Below are 17,017 nucleotides of genomic sequence, written 5' to 3'. Positions count from 1 at the left end.
GTCCACCCTAATGTTCGATTCGGTCGAGGATCGGGGGCGGCGACGCCTGGCGAGTGTCAGTCGCGGAGCGCCGCCCCGAATCGCTCGCCGGCCAGACGGACGGCGCCCTGCTTGGCCTCGGTCGCCTCGGCGGCGGTGAGGGTCCGGTCGTCGGCCCGGAACCGCAGCGCGAAGGTCAGGGACTTCGAGGCGTCGGGAAGACCTGAGCCGCGGTAGTCGTCGACGAGTCGGACGGTCTCGAGCAGCACGCCGGCGCCCTCGCGGACGACGGCGAGGACCTCGCCCGCGGGCACATCGACGCCCACGACCAGCGAGAGGTCCTGTGTGGCGGCGGGGAACGACGAGATGGGAGACGGCTGAAGCTCGACGTCGCCGAGCGCGATGACCCGGTCGAGGTCGATCTCGCCGACCGCGACCACCCGGGGCAGATCGAGGTCGGAGGCGCGACGCGGCAGCAGCTCGCCGGCGTACCCCACGACCTCGCCCGCCACGACGACCTCGGCGGTGCGACCCGGGTGCAGCGACGGGTGGGAGCCCTGGCGGAAGACGGCCTCGGCACCGGCCGCGCGGACGGCCGCGCGGAGGTCGTCGAGCACGTCGGCCAGCGAGGCCGCGACGGCCGCCTGCCCGGGCTGACGATCGATGGCCTGGCCGATTCCGACGACGGCGAGGTGCCGCGGCTGACGCGGGATGCTCGCCTCGAGCGATGCGAGGACCTCGTCGGACGGTCGCTCGGCGCCGGCGGGGACGCCCGCCGTGCCGTAGGAGCGACCGGCCTCGGGCAGGAACACCGTGCCCGCCTCGAAGACCGAGAGGTCCACGAGGCCGCGTGAGCTGTTGCGGCGGACGATCTCGAGCAGCCCGGGGACGAGCGATCGCCGCAGCTCGGGCGCCGCGACGTCGAGGGGGTTCGCCAGTCGGACGCCGGGTCCGTTCTCGCCGGAGAGGCCGCCGAAGGCCCGGTTCTGCTCGGACGAGACGAACGGGTAGGACGCGACCTCCGTCGAGCCGGCGGCCGCGAGCGACGACGAGACCTGGCGCCGGAGCTTCTGCTCACGCGTCAGACCCCGGCCCGGAGGCGCGACCGGCAGGACGGACGGGATGCGGTCGTAACCGGTGATGCGAGCGACCTCTTCGACGAGGGTCGCCGCGTCGGTCAGATCGGGACGCCAGGACGGCGGCGTGACGGACCAGCCCTCGGTCGTCTGCTCGACCATGGCGCCGATCGAGGTCAGCGCGTCGACGATCTCGGTCGGCGTGTAGTCGACCCCGATCAGGCGGGAGGCGCGCTCGGCGGCCAGAGCGATGACCGGAGACGGGGCGGACGAGTCGAGCGCGGACCCGAGGGCGTCCGCCGTTCCGCCGCCCCACTCGACGAGGAGGTCGACCACGCGCTGCGCGGCCGGTGCGGAGACACGAGGATCGACGCCGCGCTCGAAGCGACGCGACGCCTCGCTCGGGAGCTTGTGACGACGCGCGGATCGGGCGATCGACACGGGGTCGAACGTGGCGGCCTCGACGAGCACGTCGGTCGTCTCGGTCGTGATCTCGGTGCGGGCGCCGCCCATGACGCCGGCGAGACCGACGGCACCCGACGTGTCGGCGATGACCAGGTCTTCGGGGTGGAGCCGCCGGGTCTTGCCGTCGAGCGTCAGGAGCTGCTCGCCCGCAGCCGCACGACGGACCGTCAGGCCGCCGTCGAGCGTGCCGAGGTCGTAGCCGTGGATCGGTTGACCGAGCTCGAGCATGACGTAGTTCGTGACGTCCACCGGCAGGGAGACGCTGCGGAGTCCGGCGAGCCGGAGTCGAGCCGACATCCACGGCGGCGTGGCACGAGAGGCGTCGACGCCGCGGACGACCCGCGTGACGAACGTCGAGACGGCCGCCGCGCCGCGCACCGGGGCCTCGTCGCGCACGTCGACGGAGAACCCGTCGGCGGACGCGACCGTCACGGCCTCGGCCGGATCGCGGAACGTCGCGCCCGTCGCATGGGAGTACTCGCGGGCGACGCCCCGGATGCTGAAGGCGTAGCCGCGGTCGGGGGTGACGTTGATCTCGACGGCGGCCTCGTCGAGGCCGAGCAGCGCGATGGCGTCGGCGCCGACCTCGGGGTCGAGTCCGAGCGACGAGAGCAGGAGGATGCCGTCGTGCTCGTCACCGAGACCCAGCTCGCGCGTCGAGGCGATCATGCCGTCGGACACGTGGCCGTAGGTCTTGCGAGCGGCGATCGGGAAGGGCCCGGGCAGGACGGCGCCCGGGAGCGACACCACGACCTTGTCGCCGACGACGAAGTTGTGCGCGCCGCAGACGATGCCGCGGACGTCGTCGGGACCGACCGCCACCTGGCACCAGTTGATGGTCTTGCCGTTCTTCTGGGGCTCGGGGACGAGCTCGAGCACCTGACCGACGACGAGCGGACCCGTCACGTCGCCGACGTGGACGTCCTCTTCTTCGAACCCCACGGAGACGAGCGCCGCGTGGACGTGCTCGAGGCTGACGTCGCCCGGCAGGTCGACCCACTCGCCGAGCCAACTGATCGGAACCCGCATCAGACCACCATCCCGAACTGCTCGCTGAATCGGACGTCGCCCTCGACCATGTCGCGCATGTCGTTGAGGTCGTTGCGGAACTGCAGCGTGCGCTCGATGCCCATGCCGAAGGCGAAGCCCTGGTACTCGTCAGGGTCGATGCCCGCGGCTCGCACGACGTTCGGGTTGACCATGCCGCAGCCGCCCCACTCGACCCACCGGGCGCCGCCCTTGGCGTTCGGCTGCCAGACGTCCATCTCGGCGCTCGGCTCGGTGAACGGGAAGTAGTTGGGGCGGAGACGGATCTGTGCCTCGGCGCCGAACATCGACCGGGCGAGGTGCTCGAGCGTGCCGCGCAGGTTCGCCATGGTCAGCCCCCTGTCGATGGCGATGCCCTCGATCTGGGTGAAGACGGGCGTGTGCGTCGCGTCGAGCTCGTCGGTGCGGAACACGCGGCCCGTGGCGACGTTGTACACCGGGAGCTGCTTCGAGAGCAGCGTCCGGATCTGCACCGGCGAGGTGTGCGTGCGGAGCACGAGATGCTCGTCGACCGGATCGACGAAGAAGGTGTCCTGCATGGCGCGCGCCGGGTGATCGGCGTCGAAGTTCAGGGCGTCGAAGTTGAACCACTCGTGCTCGAGCTCGGGCCCCTCGGAGACCTCCCAGCCCATGCCGACGAACAGGTCGACCATGGTCTCTTGCAGGAGCGCCAGCGGGTGACGTGAGCCGGCCCGACGACGCGACGGCAGCGCGGAGACGTCGACGGCCTCGTCGGCGAGACGGGCGGCCTCTTCGAGCTCGACCAGCTCGGCTTCGCGTGCGGCGACGGCCTGGTTGACCCGGCCCCGGGCCTGACCGACGAGCTTGCCCGCAGCGGCCTTCTGATCGCCCGGCAGATCGCGCAGCCCGGCGTTCATCCGGGCGAGGACGGACGCCTCGCCGGTGTGCTGCGAACGGGCGGTCTTCAGTTCGGCGACGGACGCCGCGGTCGCCAGGGCGACCAGTGCGGAGTCGACCGCCGACGCGACGGCGTCTTCGGAGATGGGGACGGAGTCTGACACGAGAACCAAGCTTAGCGATCGTCGGGAGCCGACCCGCGCCTCCTCGGGTGTCCGGGGAGGCGCGACGGGGCTGAAGGGGGACGGACTCAGGTCGATGTCGCCTGCGAGCCGCCGGTCGTCGCGTCGACGGACGGACGCCCGGTGCGCGCCAGCAGCCCGGGGCCGCCGAGCCCGCCGCCCTGGGGCTTCTTCACTACGCCGCGGCGACCCGTCCGCCGGTCGACGACGCGCACGACGTACGAGAACGCGAGGTTCGTCAGCAGATAGACGACGAGCACCACGGCGAAGAGGGTGAAGGTGTAGTTGCTGCCGTACGAGGTGCCGAGACGGTTCAGACCCCGACGTGTCAGCTCCACGTAGCCCACGATGTAGCCGAGCGAGGTGTCTTTCAGGAGCACCACCAGCTGCGCCAGGATGATCGGCAGCATCTGCCGGAACGCCTGCGGGAACTCGATCGCGAAGCGGGTGCGCACGGGCGAGAGGCCGATGGCGAGGCCGGCCTCGCGCTGCCCCCTCGGCAGGGAGGCGATGCCCGAGCGGAGCGCCTCGCCGATGAGGGCGCCGTTGTAGACGGCGAGGGCGGCTACGACCGCCCAGAAGGCTCCCGTCGAGAAGACGAGGAGGATGAACAGCATCATCAGCAGCACGGGCATGCCGCGGAAGAACTCGAGGACGATCGTCGTCGGGATCCGCACCCAGGCGGTGCGTGCCGTGCGGAGGAACGAGAACAGCACGCCGATGGCGACGGCCAGGACGGACGCCACCGCCGCGGCCCGCACGGTCGCGAGCCAGCCGCCGGCGATGTTCCGCCACAGGTTGCGGTCGAGGATGATGTCCCAGCGCGACGGGTCGAGCACGCTCGCCGTGACGGCGCCGTTGGCGCTGATGCGCGGTCGCCCGAGCAGGTAGACGAGGTAGGCGACGAGGGCCAGCACCAGGACGACGCCGACCACCGAGATGATGCGCGACGTGCGGCGGGCCTTGGGACCGGGGGCGTCGTAGAGGACGTTCGTGCTCATCGCAGGACCGCGACCTTCTTCTCGACGAGAGCCGCGACGCGACCCAGCGTGATGGTGACCACCAGATAGAACACGGCGACGGACACGAGCGTCGTGATGACCGCGTCGCCCCGGTCGTTGGCGATGAACCGTCCGGCCGCGAACAGCTCGGCGACGAAGAAGCCGCCGGCGACCGAGGTGTTCTTCGTGAGGGCGATGATGACGTTGATCAGCGGCGGGATCACCATGCGGATGGCCTGCGGCATGATCACGAGGCTGAGCGTCTGTGCGAAGCCGAGGCCGATGCTGCGGGCCGCCTCGGCCTGACCGACCGGCACGCCGTTGACGCCGGAGCGGACCGCTTCGGCGACGAACGGCGACGTGTAGAGCGTGAGACCCACCACCGCCAGCGGGAAGTAGCCGATGCCGACGCCGAGGTAGGGCAGGACGAACGCGCAGAAGAACAGCACGAGAGTCAGGGGGATGTTGCGGATCGCCTCGGTGTAGACCGTCGCGAACACCCGGAACGAGGCGACCGGCGAGATGCGCAGGGCCGCGACGACGAAGCCGATCACGATCGCGCCGACGGCGGACAGTGCCAGCAGCTGCAGCGTCGTGACGAACCCGCCCCAGAAGCGGGGCCAGTTCTCGGTCACGGCGTCGAAGCCGGGGATGACGTCCAAGGGGTTCACCGGGACTCCAGGTCAGAGGGCTGCCGAGAGGGCAGCAGGCGGTGGTGGGCACCGCGGACGACTCGCGCCGCGGTGCCCACCGGGGTGGTGACTAGTAGCGGTCGATCGCCGGGGGCTCGGGCGTCTCGAGGACGGCGCCGGCCGTGGCCTCCCAGAGCTCGTCCCAGGTGCCGTCGTCTTCGGCCTCGTCGAGGGTGTCGTTGATGAACATGCGGAAGTCGGTGTCGTCGAGCGCGAGACCGATGCCGTAGGGCTCCTCGGTGAAGGGCGCGCCGACGACCTCGAACTCGCCCTCGTTCTGGTCGGCGAGACCGGCCAGGATCACGTTGTCGGTCGTCACGGCCGCCACCGCACCGGTGCGGAGGGGCTCGAGGCAGTTCGAGTACGTGTCGGTCGCGATGATGTCGTCCGTGTACTCGGCGATGTTGGCCTCGCTGGTCGAGCCGCTGACCGTGCAGACGGCCTTGCCCTCGAGGTCCTCGGCGCCCTCGATGCCGTCGGGGTTGCCCTCGAGCACCAGAAGGTCCTGACCGGCCTGGTAGTAGGGGCCCGCGAACGAGACGACCTTCTTGCGCTCGTCGTTGATGGTGTAGGTCGCGATGACGAGATCGACGTCGCCGTTCTGGATGAAGGGCTCGCGGTTGGCGGACACCGTCTCGACCCAGGTGATGCCGTCGGCGGGGATGCCCAGCTTGGCCGCGACGAGCTTGCCGATCTCGGCGTCGAAGCCCTGCGGGTTGCCGGAGCCGTCGTCGAGGCCGAACAGGGGCTGGTCGAACTTGGTGCCGATGGTGATCTCGCCGGCCTCGGCGAGGCGGGCCATCGTCGTGCCGTCTTCGAAGTCGGAGACCTCCTCGACCTCGACGGAGCTTTCGGGGGCGGCCGAGTCGGTGCAGGCCGACAGTCCGAGCACCGTGACGGCTGCTGCGGCCACGGCGACGAAACCTCTACTGAGTCGCATTCTGTTCTCCTTGCTGTGTGACCCGGACGCCGATCGGCGGACGGGGGGATCCGGGGTCGCGCCGCAGGACGGACGCGCGGCGACGACGGGGTCTGCCGATCAGTGCGTGAGGATCTTCGACAGGAAGTCGCGGGCCCGATCGGACGTCGGCGCCGTGAAGAACCGCTCGGGCGTGCTCTCTTCGACGATCTCGCCGTCGGCCATGAAGACGACGCGGTCGGCGGCCTTGCGGGCGAAGCCCATCTCGTGGGTGACGACGATCATCGTCATTCCGTCTTTGGCGAGCTGGACCATGACGTCGAGGACCTCGGTGATCATCTCGGGGTCGAGCGCGCTGGTCGGCTCGTCGAGGAGCATCACCTTCGGATCCATCGCCAGGGCACGGGCGATCGCCACGCGCTGCTGCTGGCCGCCCGAGAGCTGCGACGGCATCTTCTGAGCCTGATTCGCGACGCCGACCCGCTCGAGGAGCTCCATGGCTCGCTTCTCGGCCTCGGCCTTGCTGCGCTTGCGGACCTTGATCTGCCCCAGCGTGACGTTCTCGAGCACCGTCTTGTGCGCGAAGAGGTTGAAGCTCTGGAAGACCATGCCGACGTCGGCCCGGAGTCGTGCCAGTTCGGAGCCCTCGTCGGGGAGGCGCGTCCCGTCGATGGTGATCGTGCCGTCGTCGATGGTCTCGAGGCGGTTGATGGCCCGGCACAGCGTGGACTTGCCCGAGCCGCTCGGCCCGATGACGACCACGACCTCGCCTCGGGAGACCGTCGTCGTGATGTCCTTCAGGACGTGCAGTTCACCGAAGTGCTTGTTGACGTGCTCGACGACGACGAGGGGTTCCATGCGTCCACACAAACAGGTGGGTCTGGCGGGCGCAAATTCACAGCGGATTCGTAACGCAACCGAAACGACGCGGCCGGCGCCGCCTGGCCGGCCCGCGCCTCCTGGCCGTCAGCTCCGCTGCGCGAATGCGCTCTCGTAGAGGCAGACCGAGGCGGCGGTCGAGAGGTTCATCGACTCGGCGTGCCCGTAGATCGGCACGACGACGGCACGGTCGGCCAGGGCGAGATCGTCGTCGGTGAGCCCGCGGGCCTCGTTGCCGAACAACCAGGCGGTGGGAGCGGAGAGGATCCCCTCGGTGCGGGCCATGAGGAGGTCGTCGCCCTTGACGTCGGCCGCCAGGACCTGGATGCCCGCCTCGGCGCACCGCGCGACGACGCTCGCGAGGTCGGCGCCGACGGCGACCGGCACGTGGAAGAGCGACCCGGTCGTGGCACGGACCACCTTGGGGTTGTAGAGGTCGACGCTGCGGCCGGTCATGATGACGGCGTCGGCACCCGCCGAGTCGGCGGCGCGGATGATGGTGCCGGCGTTGCCCGGGTCGCGGACCTCCTCGAGGATCGCGATCAGACGCGGACCACCCCGGCCCGTGTCGGCGAAGACGTCTTTGACGGCGGTCGGGAACTGCCGGCAGACGGCCACGATGCCCTGGGGGGTGACCGTGTCGGCCATCACGGCGATGACGGCCTCGCTGACGAACTCGATGTCGAGCTGAGCCTCGCGGGCTGCGTCGGAGACCTGCGGGTGCCGCTCGAGGGCCGTGGGCGTCGCGAAGAGCTCGACGAGCAGCTCGGGTCGGAAGGCCAGCGCCTCGGACACCGCCTGGGGCCCCTCGAGCAGGAACGACCCGGTGTCGGTGCGCGCGTCGCGCTTGGCCAGCTTCGCCACGGCGCGGACGCGGGGCGATCGGGGGTTGTCGAGGAGGGAGGTGCTCACACCTCCACTATGCCCCACCCGGCCTCGGGAGCCGGGACGCACGACGGCCCGGACGGCGATGCCGTCCGGGCCGGGGTGATGCGGTGACGCTGGTGACTACGCGGCGACCTTGGGAGCCGAGGTGTCGGCGGGCAGCGCGGCCTTCGCCGTGGCGACGAGGCCGGCGAAGGTGGCGGGCTCGTTGACGGCCAGCTCGGCCAGGATGCGACGGTCGACCTCGACGCCGGCCAGGGAGAGACCCTGGATGAGGCGGTTGTAGGTCAGGCCGTTCTGACGCGACGCGGCGTTGATGCGCTGGATCCACAGGCGACGGAACTCACCCTTGCGGGCACGACGGTCGCGGTACGAGTAGACGAGCGAGTGAGTGACCTGCTCTTTGGCCTTGCGGTACAGACGCGAACGCTGACCGCGGTAACCCTCGGCACGCTCGAGGATGACGCGACGCTTCTTGGCGGCGTTGACCGCTCTCTTTACTCTTGCCATTTTCTTGTTCCTCTACGTTCGTGTCAGCGGTCAGTGACCGAGAAGCTTCTTGGCGACCTTGGCGTCGGCGGGGGCGAGCACCTGGTCCTGGTTCAGGCGAGCCTTGCGCTTGGCGCTCTTCACCTCGAGGTTGTGGCGCATGCCGGCCTGCTGCTTCATGATCTTGCCGGAACCGGTGACCTTGAAGCGCTTCTTGGCGCCGGAGTGGGTCTTCTGCTTGGGCATGTCTTACTTACTTTCTTCTGTCGGTTCGGCCGGTACGTCGGCCGGAACCTGGTCGGACGTCGGGTGCTTCGGCGGCTTGTTGGCCACCTTGCGAGCTTCTGCCTCGGCCTTGGCCTCGGACTTGTTCTTGTGCGGCCCGATCACCATGACCATGTTGCGGCCGTCGATGGTGGGGGTCGACTCGACGCTGCCCCACTCGGAGACGTCTTCGGCGAAGCGCTGGAGGAGACGGACGCCCTGGTCGGGACGGGACTGCTCGCGACCGCGGAACAGGATCATGGCCTTGACCTTGTCGCCGCCCTGCAGGAAGCCCTCGGCGCGCTTGCGCTTGGTCTCGTAGTCGTGCTTGTCGATCTTCAGGCGGAAACGGACCTCTTTGAGGATCGTGTTCGCCTGGTTGCGACGAGCCTCCTTCGCCTTCTGCGCAGCCTCGTACTTGAACTTTCCGTGATCCATGATCTTGGCCACGGGAGGCTTCGAGTTGGGGGCCACCTCGACCAGGTCGAGCTCGGCCTCTGCCGCGAGACGCAGGGCCATGGCGATGGGGACGACACCGACCTGTTCTCCGCCAGGTCCGACGAGGCGGACCTCGGGGACGCGAATACGGTCGTTCGTACGGGGATCGCTGATGCGGAGCTCCTCTGTCGTTGCTTCGTCACCCGCCGGACCGGTGGTCACGGCAGGGAAAGAGGAGTTTCGCGACACGGAGCACCGGCCGGAGGGAAATTCCGGTCAATGCGACGGAACGTCGCTGCACCCTGGCTGCCTGCCCTCGAGGAGGACCGGCGGGGTGCCAACAACCCGGTAACCTAATCGAACGGTCAAGCGCGGGTGGGAGAATCTCCACTTTCGCACCGAAGCAGATGCTTCGGAGCCTCGACGAGCTTAGCAGAGGATCCACACGTGAGCCACACCCCCGATCACCAGCACGACACCGGGCTCGACGAGCCCCTCGGCACCGCCACTCCCCCGGTCCCCGGTGACGAGGTGCGCGACATCGCGGACGTCAACGCCGTCGAGGTCATCAACACCGTCGCCGTGCACCTCATGAGCGCCGCCGCCGTCAAGGTCGGACTGGCCGACGACCCCCGCGCCCAGACGGACCTCGACGAGGCGCGCAAGCTCATCACCTCGCTCGCGGGGCTCATCACCGCGAGCGCTCCCGAGATCGGCGACCAGCACGCCCGCGCGCTCCGCGACGGGCTGCGGTCGCTGCAGCTCGCCTTCCGCGAGGCGTCGGCGTTCCCCGACCCCATCGGGCAGGGACCCGGCGAGAAGTTCACGGGCCCGGTCAACTAGACCCCCGCCTCCCGACCGCGATCGGCCCGTCGGGCGCGCGAGAGGCCGGCCGACCTCGGATCAGACCGAGACGACCTTGACCGCCATGCTGTCGACCCGCTCCGCGATGACCGCGTCGCCGGCCCACGCCGCCTGGAGACGGGCGAGCAGCGACGTGAGCCCCTCGCGGTCGAGACCCGCGCGCACCCCCAGCTGCACCACGATCTCGGGTCCGCCGAGCCGGGCCGCCTCGTAACCGGGGGCGATGACCAGGCCCGCCAGCGCCTCCTCGTCCGCCCCCGCGTCGAGGAAGGCGCGCAGCACCGCCTCATCGGCGTGACTGGGCTGCCAGGGGAGGTCCTGCGCCAGGGCCCACAGCGCCGGACGGCGCAGGGCGAACGCGGTCGGGGAGCCGGCGTCGAGCATCAGGCGCTCGGTCGACTCGGCGGCGGCGGCCAGGGCGATCCGGCGGGCGTCCGCCGGCACGGGACGCGCCGTGGCGCTCCACGCCGAGAGCGCCGCGACCGAGGTGAACGCCGGAAGGACGTCGCGCCCGTCGGGGCCGGCCACGGTGACGATGGAGAGCTCCTGCGACTTGTCTCCGCGGCCGCCGTGCTGATGGTCGTCGTCGTCGGCGCCCGCCACGGCGACGAGAGGAACCAGCAGCCTCGCCGGACGGAGGGCGTCCACGACGGTGTCCTCGCCGACCTCGCCGAGATGGAACCGCTTCAGCGCTTCGAGGAGGCGCGGGTCGGCCGAGCCGTCGTCGCCGGCGTAGGCGGTGTCGTGATGGTCGAAGGTCCGGCCCTCCCAGGGCCGACCGGCGCTGTCGGAGCCGGGGGTCGGCATCAGTCGGAGGCGATGTCGAGGGCGGCCGCGAGAGTGAACGCCCCGGAGTACAGCGCCTTGCCGACGATGGCCCCCTCGAGGCCCTGCGGGACGAGCTCGCGGAGGGCGACCAGGTCGTCGAGGCTCGAGATGCCGCCCGAGGCGATCACCGGGCGCTCGGTGCGATCCATCACCTGACGGAGGAGATCGACGTTGGGGCCCTGCAGCGTGCCGTCCTTCGTGACGTCCGTCACCACGTAGCGGGCGCAGCCGGCCTCCTCGAGCCGGGCCAGGACGGTCCAGAGGTCACCGCCGTCCTCCGTCCAGCCGCGAGCGGCCAACGTGGTGCCGCGGACGTCCAGACCGACGGCCACGGCCTCGCCGTACTCGGCGATGACATGCGCGGCCCACTCGGGGTTCTCGAGGGCGGCCGTGCCGAGATTGATGCGCTTGACCCCCGTGCCGAGGGCGTCCTCGAGCGACCGGTCGTCGCGGATCCCGCCGCTCAGCTCGACGTTGATGCCCTTGACCTGCTTGATGACCTTCTTGATGACCTGGCGGTTGTCACCGCGTCCGAACGCGGCGTCGAGGTCGACCAGATGCAGCCACTCGGCCCCCTGGTTCTTCCAGTCGTCGGCCGCCGCGACCGGGTCGCCGTAGCCGGTCTCGCTGCCCGCCTCGCCCTGGGTCAGGCGGACGGCCTGACCGCCGGAGACGTCGACGGCCGGGAACAGGGTCAGGGACGGGGTGGTGCAGAAGTCGCTCATGTCGTCTCTCTCGCGGCGGTGCCGCGCGGATCGCGCCGGGAGCCTGCCGGGTCGCAGGCTCGGGTTCGGGAGTGTCAGAGGGTGCCGAGCCAGTTCGAGAGCAGGCGGATGCCCGGCCGCCCCGACTTCTCGGGGTGGAACTGAGTCGCCCACAGGGGGCCGTTCTCGACCGCGGCGACGAAGCGACCGCCGTGATCAGCCCAGGTGACGTGGGGCTCGGGGAACGGCGGGATCACGTCGAGGGTCCAGGACTGGGCCGCGAACGAGTGGACGAAGTAGAAGCGCTCGTCGGCCACACCCTCGAACAGGGTGCTGCCCTCGGGGACGTCGACGGTGTTCCAGCCCATGTGCGGCAGGACGTCGGCCTTGAGCTCGTCGACCACGCCGGGCCACTCGCCGAGACCGCCGGCCGTGGCACCGCGCTCGACACCGCCCTCGAAGAAGACCTGCATGCCCACGCAGATGCCCATGACCGGCCGCCCGCCGGCGAGACGCCGGTCGATCAGCTCACCGCCTCGGACCGCCTCGAGAGCGCTCATGACCGCGCCGAACGCACCGACCCCCGGGACGAAGAGACCGTCGGCCGCTTGCACTCGAGCGCGATCGGCCGTCAGCTCGACGTCGGCGCCGGCGAGCTCGAGGGCCTTGACCGCCGAGTGCACGTTGCCGCTGCCGTAGTCGAGGACGACCACCGAGGGGCGGGCCGTCACAGGGCGCCCTTCGTCGACGGGATGCCCACCACGCGCGGATCGGGCTGGACGGCCTGCCGCAGCGCTCGCGCGAACGCCTTGAACTCCGCCTCGGCGATGTGGTGCGGATCGCGGCCGCCGAGAACCCGGATGTGCACGGTGATGCCCGCGTTGTAGGCGATGGCCTCGAAGACGTGACGCACGAGCGAGCCGGTGAAGTGCCCGCCGATGAGGTGCAGCTCGAAGCCCTCCGGCTCGCCCGTGTGGACGAGATAGGGCCGACCGGAGATGTCGACGACGGCCTGGACCAGCGCCTCGTCGAGCGGCACGAGGGCGTCGCCGTAGCGGGCGATGCCCTTCTTGTCGCCCAGCGCCTGCCGCAGCGCCGTTCCGAACGCGATGCCGATGTCCTCCACGGTGTGGTGCGCGTCGATGTGGGTGTCTCCGCTCGCCGCGACCTGGAGGTCGACGAGCGAGTGCTTCGACAAGGCGGTGAGCAGGTGGTCGAAGAAGGGCACGGACGAGTCGATCGTCGACGAGCCGGAGCCGTCGAGGTCGAGGGACAGCGCGATGCGCGATTCGCTCGTCTCGCGCTCGAGGGAGGCCACGCGCCTCGGGGTCTGTTCGGTCACGAGGAGAGCCTAATGTCGCGCAGCGCCTCGAGGAACGCGGTCGTCTCGGCCTCGGTGCCGGCGCTCACCCTCAGGTGGTTCGGGATGCCGAGGTTCCGCACGATGATGCCGCGGGCGAGGAGGCGCTCGAACACGTCGGTCGGGTCGTCGACGCCGCCGAAGAGCACGAAGTTCGACCACGTGGGCCAGGGCTGGTAGCCGAGCTCGGTGAGGACCTGCACGATGCGATCACGCTGGACGGAGATCTCGCCGACCATGGCGAGCATCTCGTCGGCGTGGGCGAGGGCGGCGACCGCCGCCGCCTGGGTCAGCGACGACAGGTGGTAGGGGAGGCGCACCAGACGCAGCGCATCGGCGACCGCCGGGTGCGCCGCGAGGTATCCGACCCGCGCCCCCGCGAACGCGAACGCCTTGCTCATCGTGCGCGACACGATCAGGCGCGGGCGGCCGTCGAGCAGGGTCAGAGCCGTGGGCTGCCCCACCGGCATGAACTCGGCGTAGGCCTCGTCGACGAAGACGATGCCGTCCGTCGCGTCGTACGCGGCGCGGACGGTCTCGAGGTCGAGAGGAGTCCCCGTGGGGTTGTTGGGACCGCAGAAGAAGACGACATCGGGTCTCGTCCGACGGATCTCGGCCACGGCGGTCTCCGGCGAGATGCCGAACCCGGGATCGCGGGCCCCCTCGACCCAGACGCTGCCCGTGCCCGCCGCGATGATCGAGTGCATCGAGTAGGTGGGAGGGAAGCCGAGCACGCGCCGGCCCGGCCCGCCGAAGGCCTGCAGGATCTGCTGGATGACCTCGTTCGAGCCGTTGGCCGCCCAGATGTTGTCACGAGTCAGTCCGTGGCCGAGGTACCCGGCGAGAGCGTCTCGGAGGAGGGTGAACTCGCGGTCGGGGTAGCGATTGACCTGCAGCACCGCCTGGGCGATCGACGCCACGATGTCGCGAGCCACGTTCTCGGGGATGGGATGCGTGTTCTCGTTGACGTTGAGCGCGACGGGCACCTTCTTCTGGGGTGCGCCGTAGGGGGTCAGGCCGCGCAGATCGTCGCGGAGGGGGAGGTCGTCGAGACTGAAGGACACGCCACCATGCTAGATCGCGGACGGGTGGTGATCGAATCGCCGCTCGGCAGCGCCCGGGCCCGGGCCCGGGAAGTCAGTTCGAGTACTGAGCGGGGACGGCGAGGGACTGACCTACCGCCACCTCGGTGCTGCCGAGGTTGTTCAGTCGGACGATGTCGCTGATCACGTCACGAGGGTCTTTCGTGGGGGCGATCTCGGAGGCGACCTGCCAGAGCGTGTCGCCCCCGTCGACGGTGACGTACTCGAAGGAGGCGGAGCCGGCCGTGTCGGACGCCTGCGCGCCGGGCCCGGCGAGCAGGACGCCGCCGACGACGCCGGCGACGAGAAGTGTCACACCGGCGCCGACGACACGACGACCCCGGCGCGTGATCCGGAGGCGGACGCGCGGTGTCGCGCCGATGGGCGCGTTCGACGAGGTGGCGTTGCGGGAGATCGTGGTGGCGCTCATGAGGTGGTCCTTTCACCGCTAGAGAAGACGTCCGTGTTCGTGCCCGGCGATCGGCCGGGAACACCGGGCACGAAGACGTGTTCCGAACATATCTTCGATTGAGGGCGATATCAAGCCCGATGTTCGATTTTTCCGGACCCGATCGGCGACACACTCGAACATGTGTTTCGCCGAGCGGCACCCATCGGATACGGTTTGGCTCGGTGGTCCGAGTACAACACCGACCACCGACATCGACGGCAGGAGAGACATGACCGACCCGCAGCCCCGACGGTCCACGGACACGGGAACGGTCGCGCGCAAGGAGCTGACGGCCAAGCAGAGCTCGATCCTGACCGCGATCCAGCAGAGCATCGGTCAGCGCGGCTACCCGCCGAGCATGCGCGAGATCGGCGACGCCGTCGGCCTCAAGTCGCTCTCGAGCGTGACGCACCAGCTGAACCAGCTGGAGCTCGCCGGCCGCATCCGCCGGGACCCCAATCGCCCCCGGGCTCTCGAGGTCCTCAGCACCGAGGCCGCGCCCTCTGCGCCGGTGACGAACATCCTGACGACGAGCGACGACGGCGACACCGCCCACGTCCCCATGGTCGGGCGGATCGCCGCCGGGATCCCGATCACGGCCGAGCAGCAGGTCGAGGACGTCATGCCGCTCCCCCGCCAGCTCGTGGGCAAGGGGGAGCTCTTCATGCTCCGTGTCGTCGGGGACTCGATGATCGACGCCGCCATCTGCGACGGGGACTGGGTGGTCGTCCGCCAGCAGAACTCGGCCGAGAACGGGGACATCGTCGCCGCGATGCTCGATGACGAGGCGACCGTCAAGGTCTTCCGGCAGCGGGACGGCCACACCTGGCTGCTCCCCCGCAACAGCGCGTTCGAGCCGATCGTCGGTGACCACGCGCAGATCCTCGGCAAGGTCGTGGCCGTCCTGCGTTCCGTCTGAGTCGCTCGCGCACGACGAAGCCCCTCGCCGATCGGCGAGGGGCTTCGTCGTGACCCGGTGGTCTCAGCGGGACACGGCCGCGCGCGAGACGAACGGGGTCAACCACGCGACGTCGCTCGGGTACACGCGTGCGTGCACACGGGTGCCCTCCTCCTCGTAGGACGACTCGACCACCCGGCCCGAGTCGTGGAGCTGCGACACGACGTCGCCGCGGTCGTAGGGCACCAGCAGCTCGAGCTCGACGTCGGGAGTGGGGAGCGAACCGGCGATCCGCTCGAGGAGCTCGTCGATGCCCTCTCCGGTCCGAGCCGACACGAAGACCGCGTCGGGCACGAGCCCCTGGAGCACGAGACGCTGATCGGGATCGACGAGGTCGCTCTTGTTGAAGACCACGATCTCGGTGATGCCAGCACCATCGACCTCGCTCACGACCTGGCGCACGGTGGCGAGCTGCGCCGTCGGATCCGGGTGCGAGCCGTCCACGACGTGGACGATGACATCCGACGCCGCGACCTCCTCGAGAGTCGATCGGAACGCCTCCACCAGCTGATGGGGGAGATTGCGGACGAAGCCGACCGTGTCGGAGTACGTGAACGGGCGGCCGTCGGTCGTCGTGCTCTTCCGCACGGTCGCATCGAGGGTGGCGAACAGGGCGTTCTCGACCAGGACGCCGGCGCTGGTCAGCCGGTTGAGCAGACTGGACTTGCCGGCGTTGGTATAGCCCGCGATCGCGACGGAGGGGACCTCGTTGCGGTCGCGGTTCGCCCGTTTGGCGTCGCGCGCCGGCTTCATCTCCTTGATCTGGCGACGGAGGCGCGCCATGCGGGTGTGGATCCGCCGACGGTCGAGCTCGATCTTCGTCTCACCCGGACCGCGGCTGCCCATGCCGGCCCCCGCCCCGCCGACCTGACCACCGGCCTGACGCGACATCGAGTCGCCCCAGCCACGGAGCCGCGGAAGCAGGTACTCGAGCTGCGCGAGCTCGACCTGGGCCTTGCCCTCGCGGCTCTTGGCGTGCTGACTGAAGATGTCGAGGATGACGGCGGTGCGGTCGATGACCTTGACCTTGACCACGTCCTCGAGCGCGCGCCGTTGGCTCGGCGCCAGCTCGGTGTCGGCGATCACCGTGTCCGCGCCCAAGGCCGCGACCGTCATGCGGAGCTCCTCCGCCTTGCCGCTGCCGAGATAGGTGCTCGGATCGGGGTTGGGCCGCCGTTGCAGCAGCCCGTCGAGCACGACGGCACCGGCCGTCTCGGCCAGGGCGGCGAGCTCGCGGAGGCTGTTCTCGGCATCCGCGAGGGACCCCTGGGAGTAGACGCCGATGAGCACGACGTTCTCGAGCCGGAGCTGTCGGTACTCGACCTCGGTGACGTCCTCCAGCTCGGTCGAGAGACCGGCGACGCGACGGAGGGCCTGTCGGTCGTCACGGTCGAACTGGTCGCCGTCGGAGCCGGAATCGTGCAGGGACCGCGTCTGGATCGCTTGAGCGGGTGAGAAGACGGTGTAGGCGGATGCCCGGGACGCCGCACGGTCGAGCACGCGCGCGACGACGTCGTCGCCCTGCTCGGAACGCTCGGCATCGAGCGGGTTCGTGGGGAGGTCTGTCATCGGAGTGATACTAGCCCTTTCATCAGG

The 17,017-nt window shown here is 70.1% G+C and carries 19 protein-coding genes; 2 read left to right on the top strand and 17 right to left on the bottom strand.

The window, feature by feature from the left end:
• Positions 1 to 56 precede the first annotated feature (56 nt).
• From pheT to infC, 10 genes are all read right to left on the bottom strand, one after another.
• Positions 57 to 2,549 (bottom strand): phenylalanine--tRNA ligase subunit beta, encoded by a 2,493-nt coding sequence (gene pheT, locus ASF17_RS02700; protein ID WP_055794963.1) that lies wholly within the window; start codon positions 2,547 to 2,549, stop codon positions 57 to 59.
• Positions 2,549 to 3,589: a phenylalanine--tRNA ligase subunit alpha gene (gene pheS / locus ASF17_RS02695; RefSeq protein WP_055794960.1), complete on the bottom strand. Its 1,041-nt coding sequence runs from the start codon at positions 3,587 to 3,589 to the stop codon at positions 2,549 to 2,551. Before pheS ends, pheT begins: the two co-directional genes overlap by 1 nt.
• 86 nt (positions 3,590 to 3,675) lie before the next feature.
• Entirely contained in the window at positions 3,676 to 4,608 is a 933-nt protein-coding gene (locus tag ASF17_RS02690) for an amino acid ABC transporter permease (protein ID WP_055794957.1), read from the bottom strand.
• Positions 4,605 to 5,270: an amino acid ABC transporter permease gene (locus tag ASF17_RS02685; RefSeq protein ID WP_055794953.1), complete on the bottom strand. Its 666-nt coding sequence runs from the start codon at positions 5,268 to 5,270 to the stop codon at positions 4,605 to 4,607. Before ASF17_RS02685 ends, ASF17_RS02690 begins: the two co-directional genes overlap by 4 nt.
• A gap of 100 nt (positions 5,271 to 5,370) precedes the next feature.
• A complete protein-coding gene (locus ASF17_RS02680; protein ID WP_055794950.1) occupies positions 5,371 to 6,240 on the bottom strand; it encodes a glutamate ABC transporter substrate-binding protein in 870 nt (289 codons plus the stop codon).
• A 99-nt stretch (positions 6,241 to 6,339) separates the two neighbouring features.
• On the bottom strand, positions 6,340 to 7,077 hold the full coding sequence (locus ASF17_RS02675) for an amino acid ABC transporter ATP-binding protein (RefSeq protein ID WP_055794947.1): 738 nt from the start codon (positions 7,075 to 7,077) through the stop codon (positions 6,340 to 6,342).
• 108 nt (positions 7,078 to 7,185) lie between these two features.
• Positions 7,186 to 8,010, bottom strand: a complete 825-nt coding sequence (locus ASF17_RS02670) for a TrmH family RNA methyltransferase (protein WP_055794944.1) — start codon at positions 8,008 to 8,010, stop codon at positions 7,186 to 7,188.
• 96 nt (positions 8,011 to 8,106) lie between these two features.
• Complete coding sequence (rplT, locus tag ASF17_RS02665; protein ID WP_055794941.1) at positions 8,107 to 8,493, bottom strand: 50S ribosomal protein L20; 387 nt, start codon at positions 8,491 to 8,493, stop codon at positions 8,107 to 8,109.
• A gap of 30 nt (positions 8,494 to 8,523) precedes the next feature.
• Entirely contained in the window at positions 8,524 to 8,718 is a 195-nt protein-coding gene (gene rpmI / locus ASF17_RS02660; protein ID WP_043596704.1) for a 50S ribosomal protein L35, read from the bottom strand.
• 3 nt (positions 8,719 to 8,721) lie between these two features.
• Positions 8,722 to 9,396, bottom strand: a complete 675-nt coding sequence (gene infC / locus ASF17_RS02655) for a translation initiation factor IF-3 (protein WP_235476318.1) — start codon at positions 9,394 to 9,396, stop codon at positions 8,722 to 8,724.
• Between the two features lie 309 nt (positions 9,397 to 9,705).
• On the opposite strand from infC, the gene ASF17_RS02650 reads away from it, so the two are divergent.
• Positions 9,706 to 10,017: a DUF1844 domain-containing protein gene (locus ASF17_RS02650; protein WP_156357293.1), complete on the top strand. Its 312-nt coding sequence runs from the start codon at positions 9,706 to 9,708 to the stop codon at positions 10,015 to 10,017.
• Between the two features lie 60 nt (positions 10,018 to 10,077).
• Here ASF17_RS02650 and ASF17_RS02645 read toward each other — a convergent pair whose 3' ends face one another.
• The 6 genes from ASF17_RS02645 to ASF17_RS02620 all read right to left on the bottom strand — a co-directional run bounded on the left by ASF17_RS02645 (position 10,078) and on the right by ASF17_RS02620 (position 14,442).
• Complete coding sequence (locus tag ASF17_RS02645; protein ID WP_055794936.1) at positions 10,078 to 10,845, bottom strand: SseB family protein; 768 nt, start codon at positions 10,843 to 10,845, stop codon at positions 10,078 to 10,080.
• Positions 10,845 to 11,591 (bottom strand): bifunctional 1-(5-phosphoribosyl)-5-((5-phosphoribosylamino)methylideneamino)imidazole-4-carboxamide isomerase/phosphoribosylanthranilate isomerase PriA, encoded by a 747-nt coding sequence (gene priA / locus ASF17_RS02640; protein WP_055794934.1) that lies wholly within the window; start codon positions 11,589 to 11,591, stop codon positions 10,845 to 10,847. Before priA ends, ASF17_RS02645 begins: the two co-directional genes overlap by 1 nt.
• Before the next feature lie 74 nt (positions 11,592 to 11,665).
• On the bottom strand, positions 11,666 to 12,301 hold the full coding sequence (gene hisH, locus ASF17_RS02635) for an imidazole glycerol phosphate synthase subunit HisH (RefSeq protein WP_055794932.1): 636 nt from the start codon (positions 12,299 to 12,301) through the stop codon (positions 11,666 to 11,668).
• Positions 12,298 to 12,912, bottom strand: a complete 615-nt coding sequence (gene hisB / locus ASF17_RS02630) for an imidazoleglycerol-phosphate dehydratase HisB (RefSeq protein ID WP_055794929.1) — start codon at positions 12,910 to 12,912, stop codon at positions 12,298 to 12,300. The genes hisH and hisB overlap by 4 nt, the downstream gene beginning before the upstream one ends.
• Positions 12,909 to 13,994 carry a histidinol-phosphate transaminase gene (locus tag ASF17_RS02625; RefSeq protein ID WP_055794926.1) on the bottom strand — a complete coding sequence of 362 codons (1,086 nt, stop codon included), beginning with the start codon at positions 13,992 to 13,994 and terminating at the stop codon, positions 12,909 to 12,911. Before ASF17_RS02625 ends, hisB begins: the two co-directional genes overlap by 4 nt.
• A 73-nt stretch (positions 13,995 to 14,067) precedes the next feature.
• Positions 14,068 to 14,442 carry a LysM peptidoglycan-binding domain-containing protein gene (locus ASF17_RS02620; RefSeq protein ID WP_082474983.1) on the bottom strand — a complete coding sequence of 125 codons (375 nt, stop codon included), beginning with the start codon at positions 14,440 to 14,442 and terminating at the stop codon, positions 14,068 to 14,070.
• 250 nt (positions 14,443 to 14,692) lie between these two features.
• Between ASF17_RS02620 and lexA the strand changes: the two genes are divergently transcribed.
• Positions 14,693 to 15,382: a transcriptional repressor LexA gene (gene lexA, locus ASF17_RS02615; protein WP_055794923.1), complete on the top strand. Its 690-nt coding sequence runs from the start codon at positions 14,693 to 14,695 to the stop codon at positions 15,380 to 15,382.
• A 63-nt stretch (positions 15,383 to 15,445) separates the two neighbouring features.
• Here lexA and hflX read toward each other — a convergent pair whose 3' ends face one another.
• On the bottom strand, positions 15,446 to 16,990 hold the full coding sequence (gene hflX / locus ASF17_RS02610; RefSeq protein ID WP_055794920.1) for a GTPase HflX: 1,545 nt from the start codon (positions 16,988 to 16,990) through the stop codon (positions 15,446 to 15,448).
• Positions 16,991 to 17,017 lie beyond the last annotated feature (27 nt).

Origin of the sequence: Frigoribacterium sp. Leaf263 (assembly GCF_001422285.1) — a bacterium.
GTDB lineage: Bacteria > Actinomycetota > Actinomycetes > Actinomycetales > Microbacteriaceae > Frigoribacterium.
Note: the sequence above shows the minus strand (reverse complement) of the source record. Positions and strands in the feature narration are given on the sequence as shown.

What these genes read in the sequence shown, in the direction of transcription:
- rpmI (WP_043596704.1), bottom strand. Translation starts at nt 8,718, where the DNA reads ATGCCCAAGCAGAAGACCCACTCCGGCGCCAAGAAGCGCTTCAAGGTC.
- ASF17_RS02620 (WP_082474983.1), bottom strand. Translation starts at nt 14,442, where the DNA reads ATGAGCGCCACCACGATCTCCCGCAACGCCACCTCGTCGAACGCGCCC.
- ASF17_RS02645 (WP_055794936.1), bottom strand. Translation starts at nt 10,845, where the DNA reads ATGCCGACCCCCGGCTCCGACAGCGCCGGTCGGCCCTGGGAGGGCCGG.
- pheT (WP_055794963.1), bottom strand. Translation starts at nt 2,549, where the DNA reads ATGCGGGTTCCGATCAGTTGGCTCGGCGAGTGGGTCGACCTGCCGGGC.
- priA (WP_055794934.1), bottom strand. Translation starts at nt 11,591, where the DNA reads ATGAGCGACTTCTGCACCACCCCGTCCCTGACCCTGTTCCCGGCCGTC.
- ASF17_RS02675 (WP_055794947.1), bottom strand. Translation starts at nt 7,077, where the DNA reads ATGGAACCCCTCGTCGTCGTCGAGCACGTCAACAAGCACTTCGGTGAA.
- rplT (WP_055794941.1), bottom strand. Translation starts at nt 8,493, where the DNA reads ATGGCAAGAGTAAAGAGAGCGGTCAACGCCGCCAAGAAGCGTCGCGTC.
- ASF17_RS02680 (WP_055794950.1), bottom strand. Translation starts at nt 6,240, where the DNA reads ATGCGACTCAGTAGAGGTTTCGTCGCCGTGGCCGCAGCAGCCGTCACG.
- ASF17_RS02690 (WP_055794957.1), bottom strand. Translation starts at nt 4,608, where the DNA reads ATGAGCACGAACGTCCTCTACGACGCCCCCGGTCCCAAGGCCCGCCGC.
- hflX (WP_055794920.1), bottom strand. Translation starts at nt 16,990, where the DNA reads ATGACAGACCTCCCCACGAACCCGCTCGATGCCGAGCGTTCCGAGCAG.
- lexA (WP_055794923.1), top strand. Translation starts at nt 14,693, where the DNA reads ATGACCGACCCGCAGCCCCGACGGTCCACGGACACGGGAACGGTCGCG.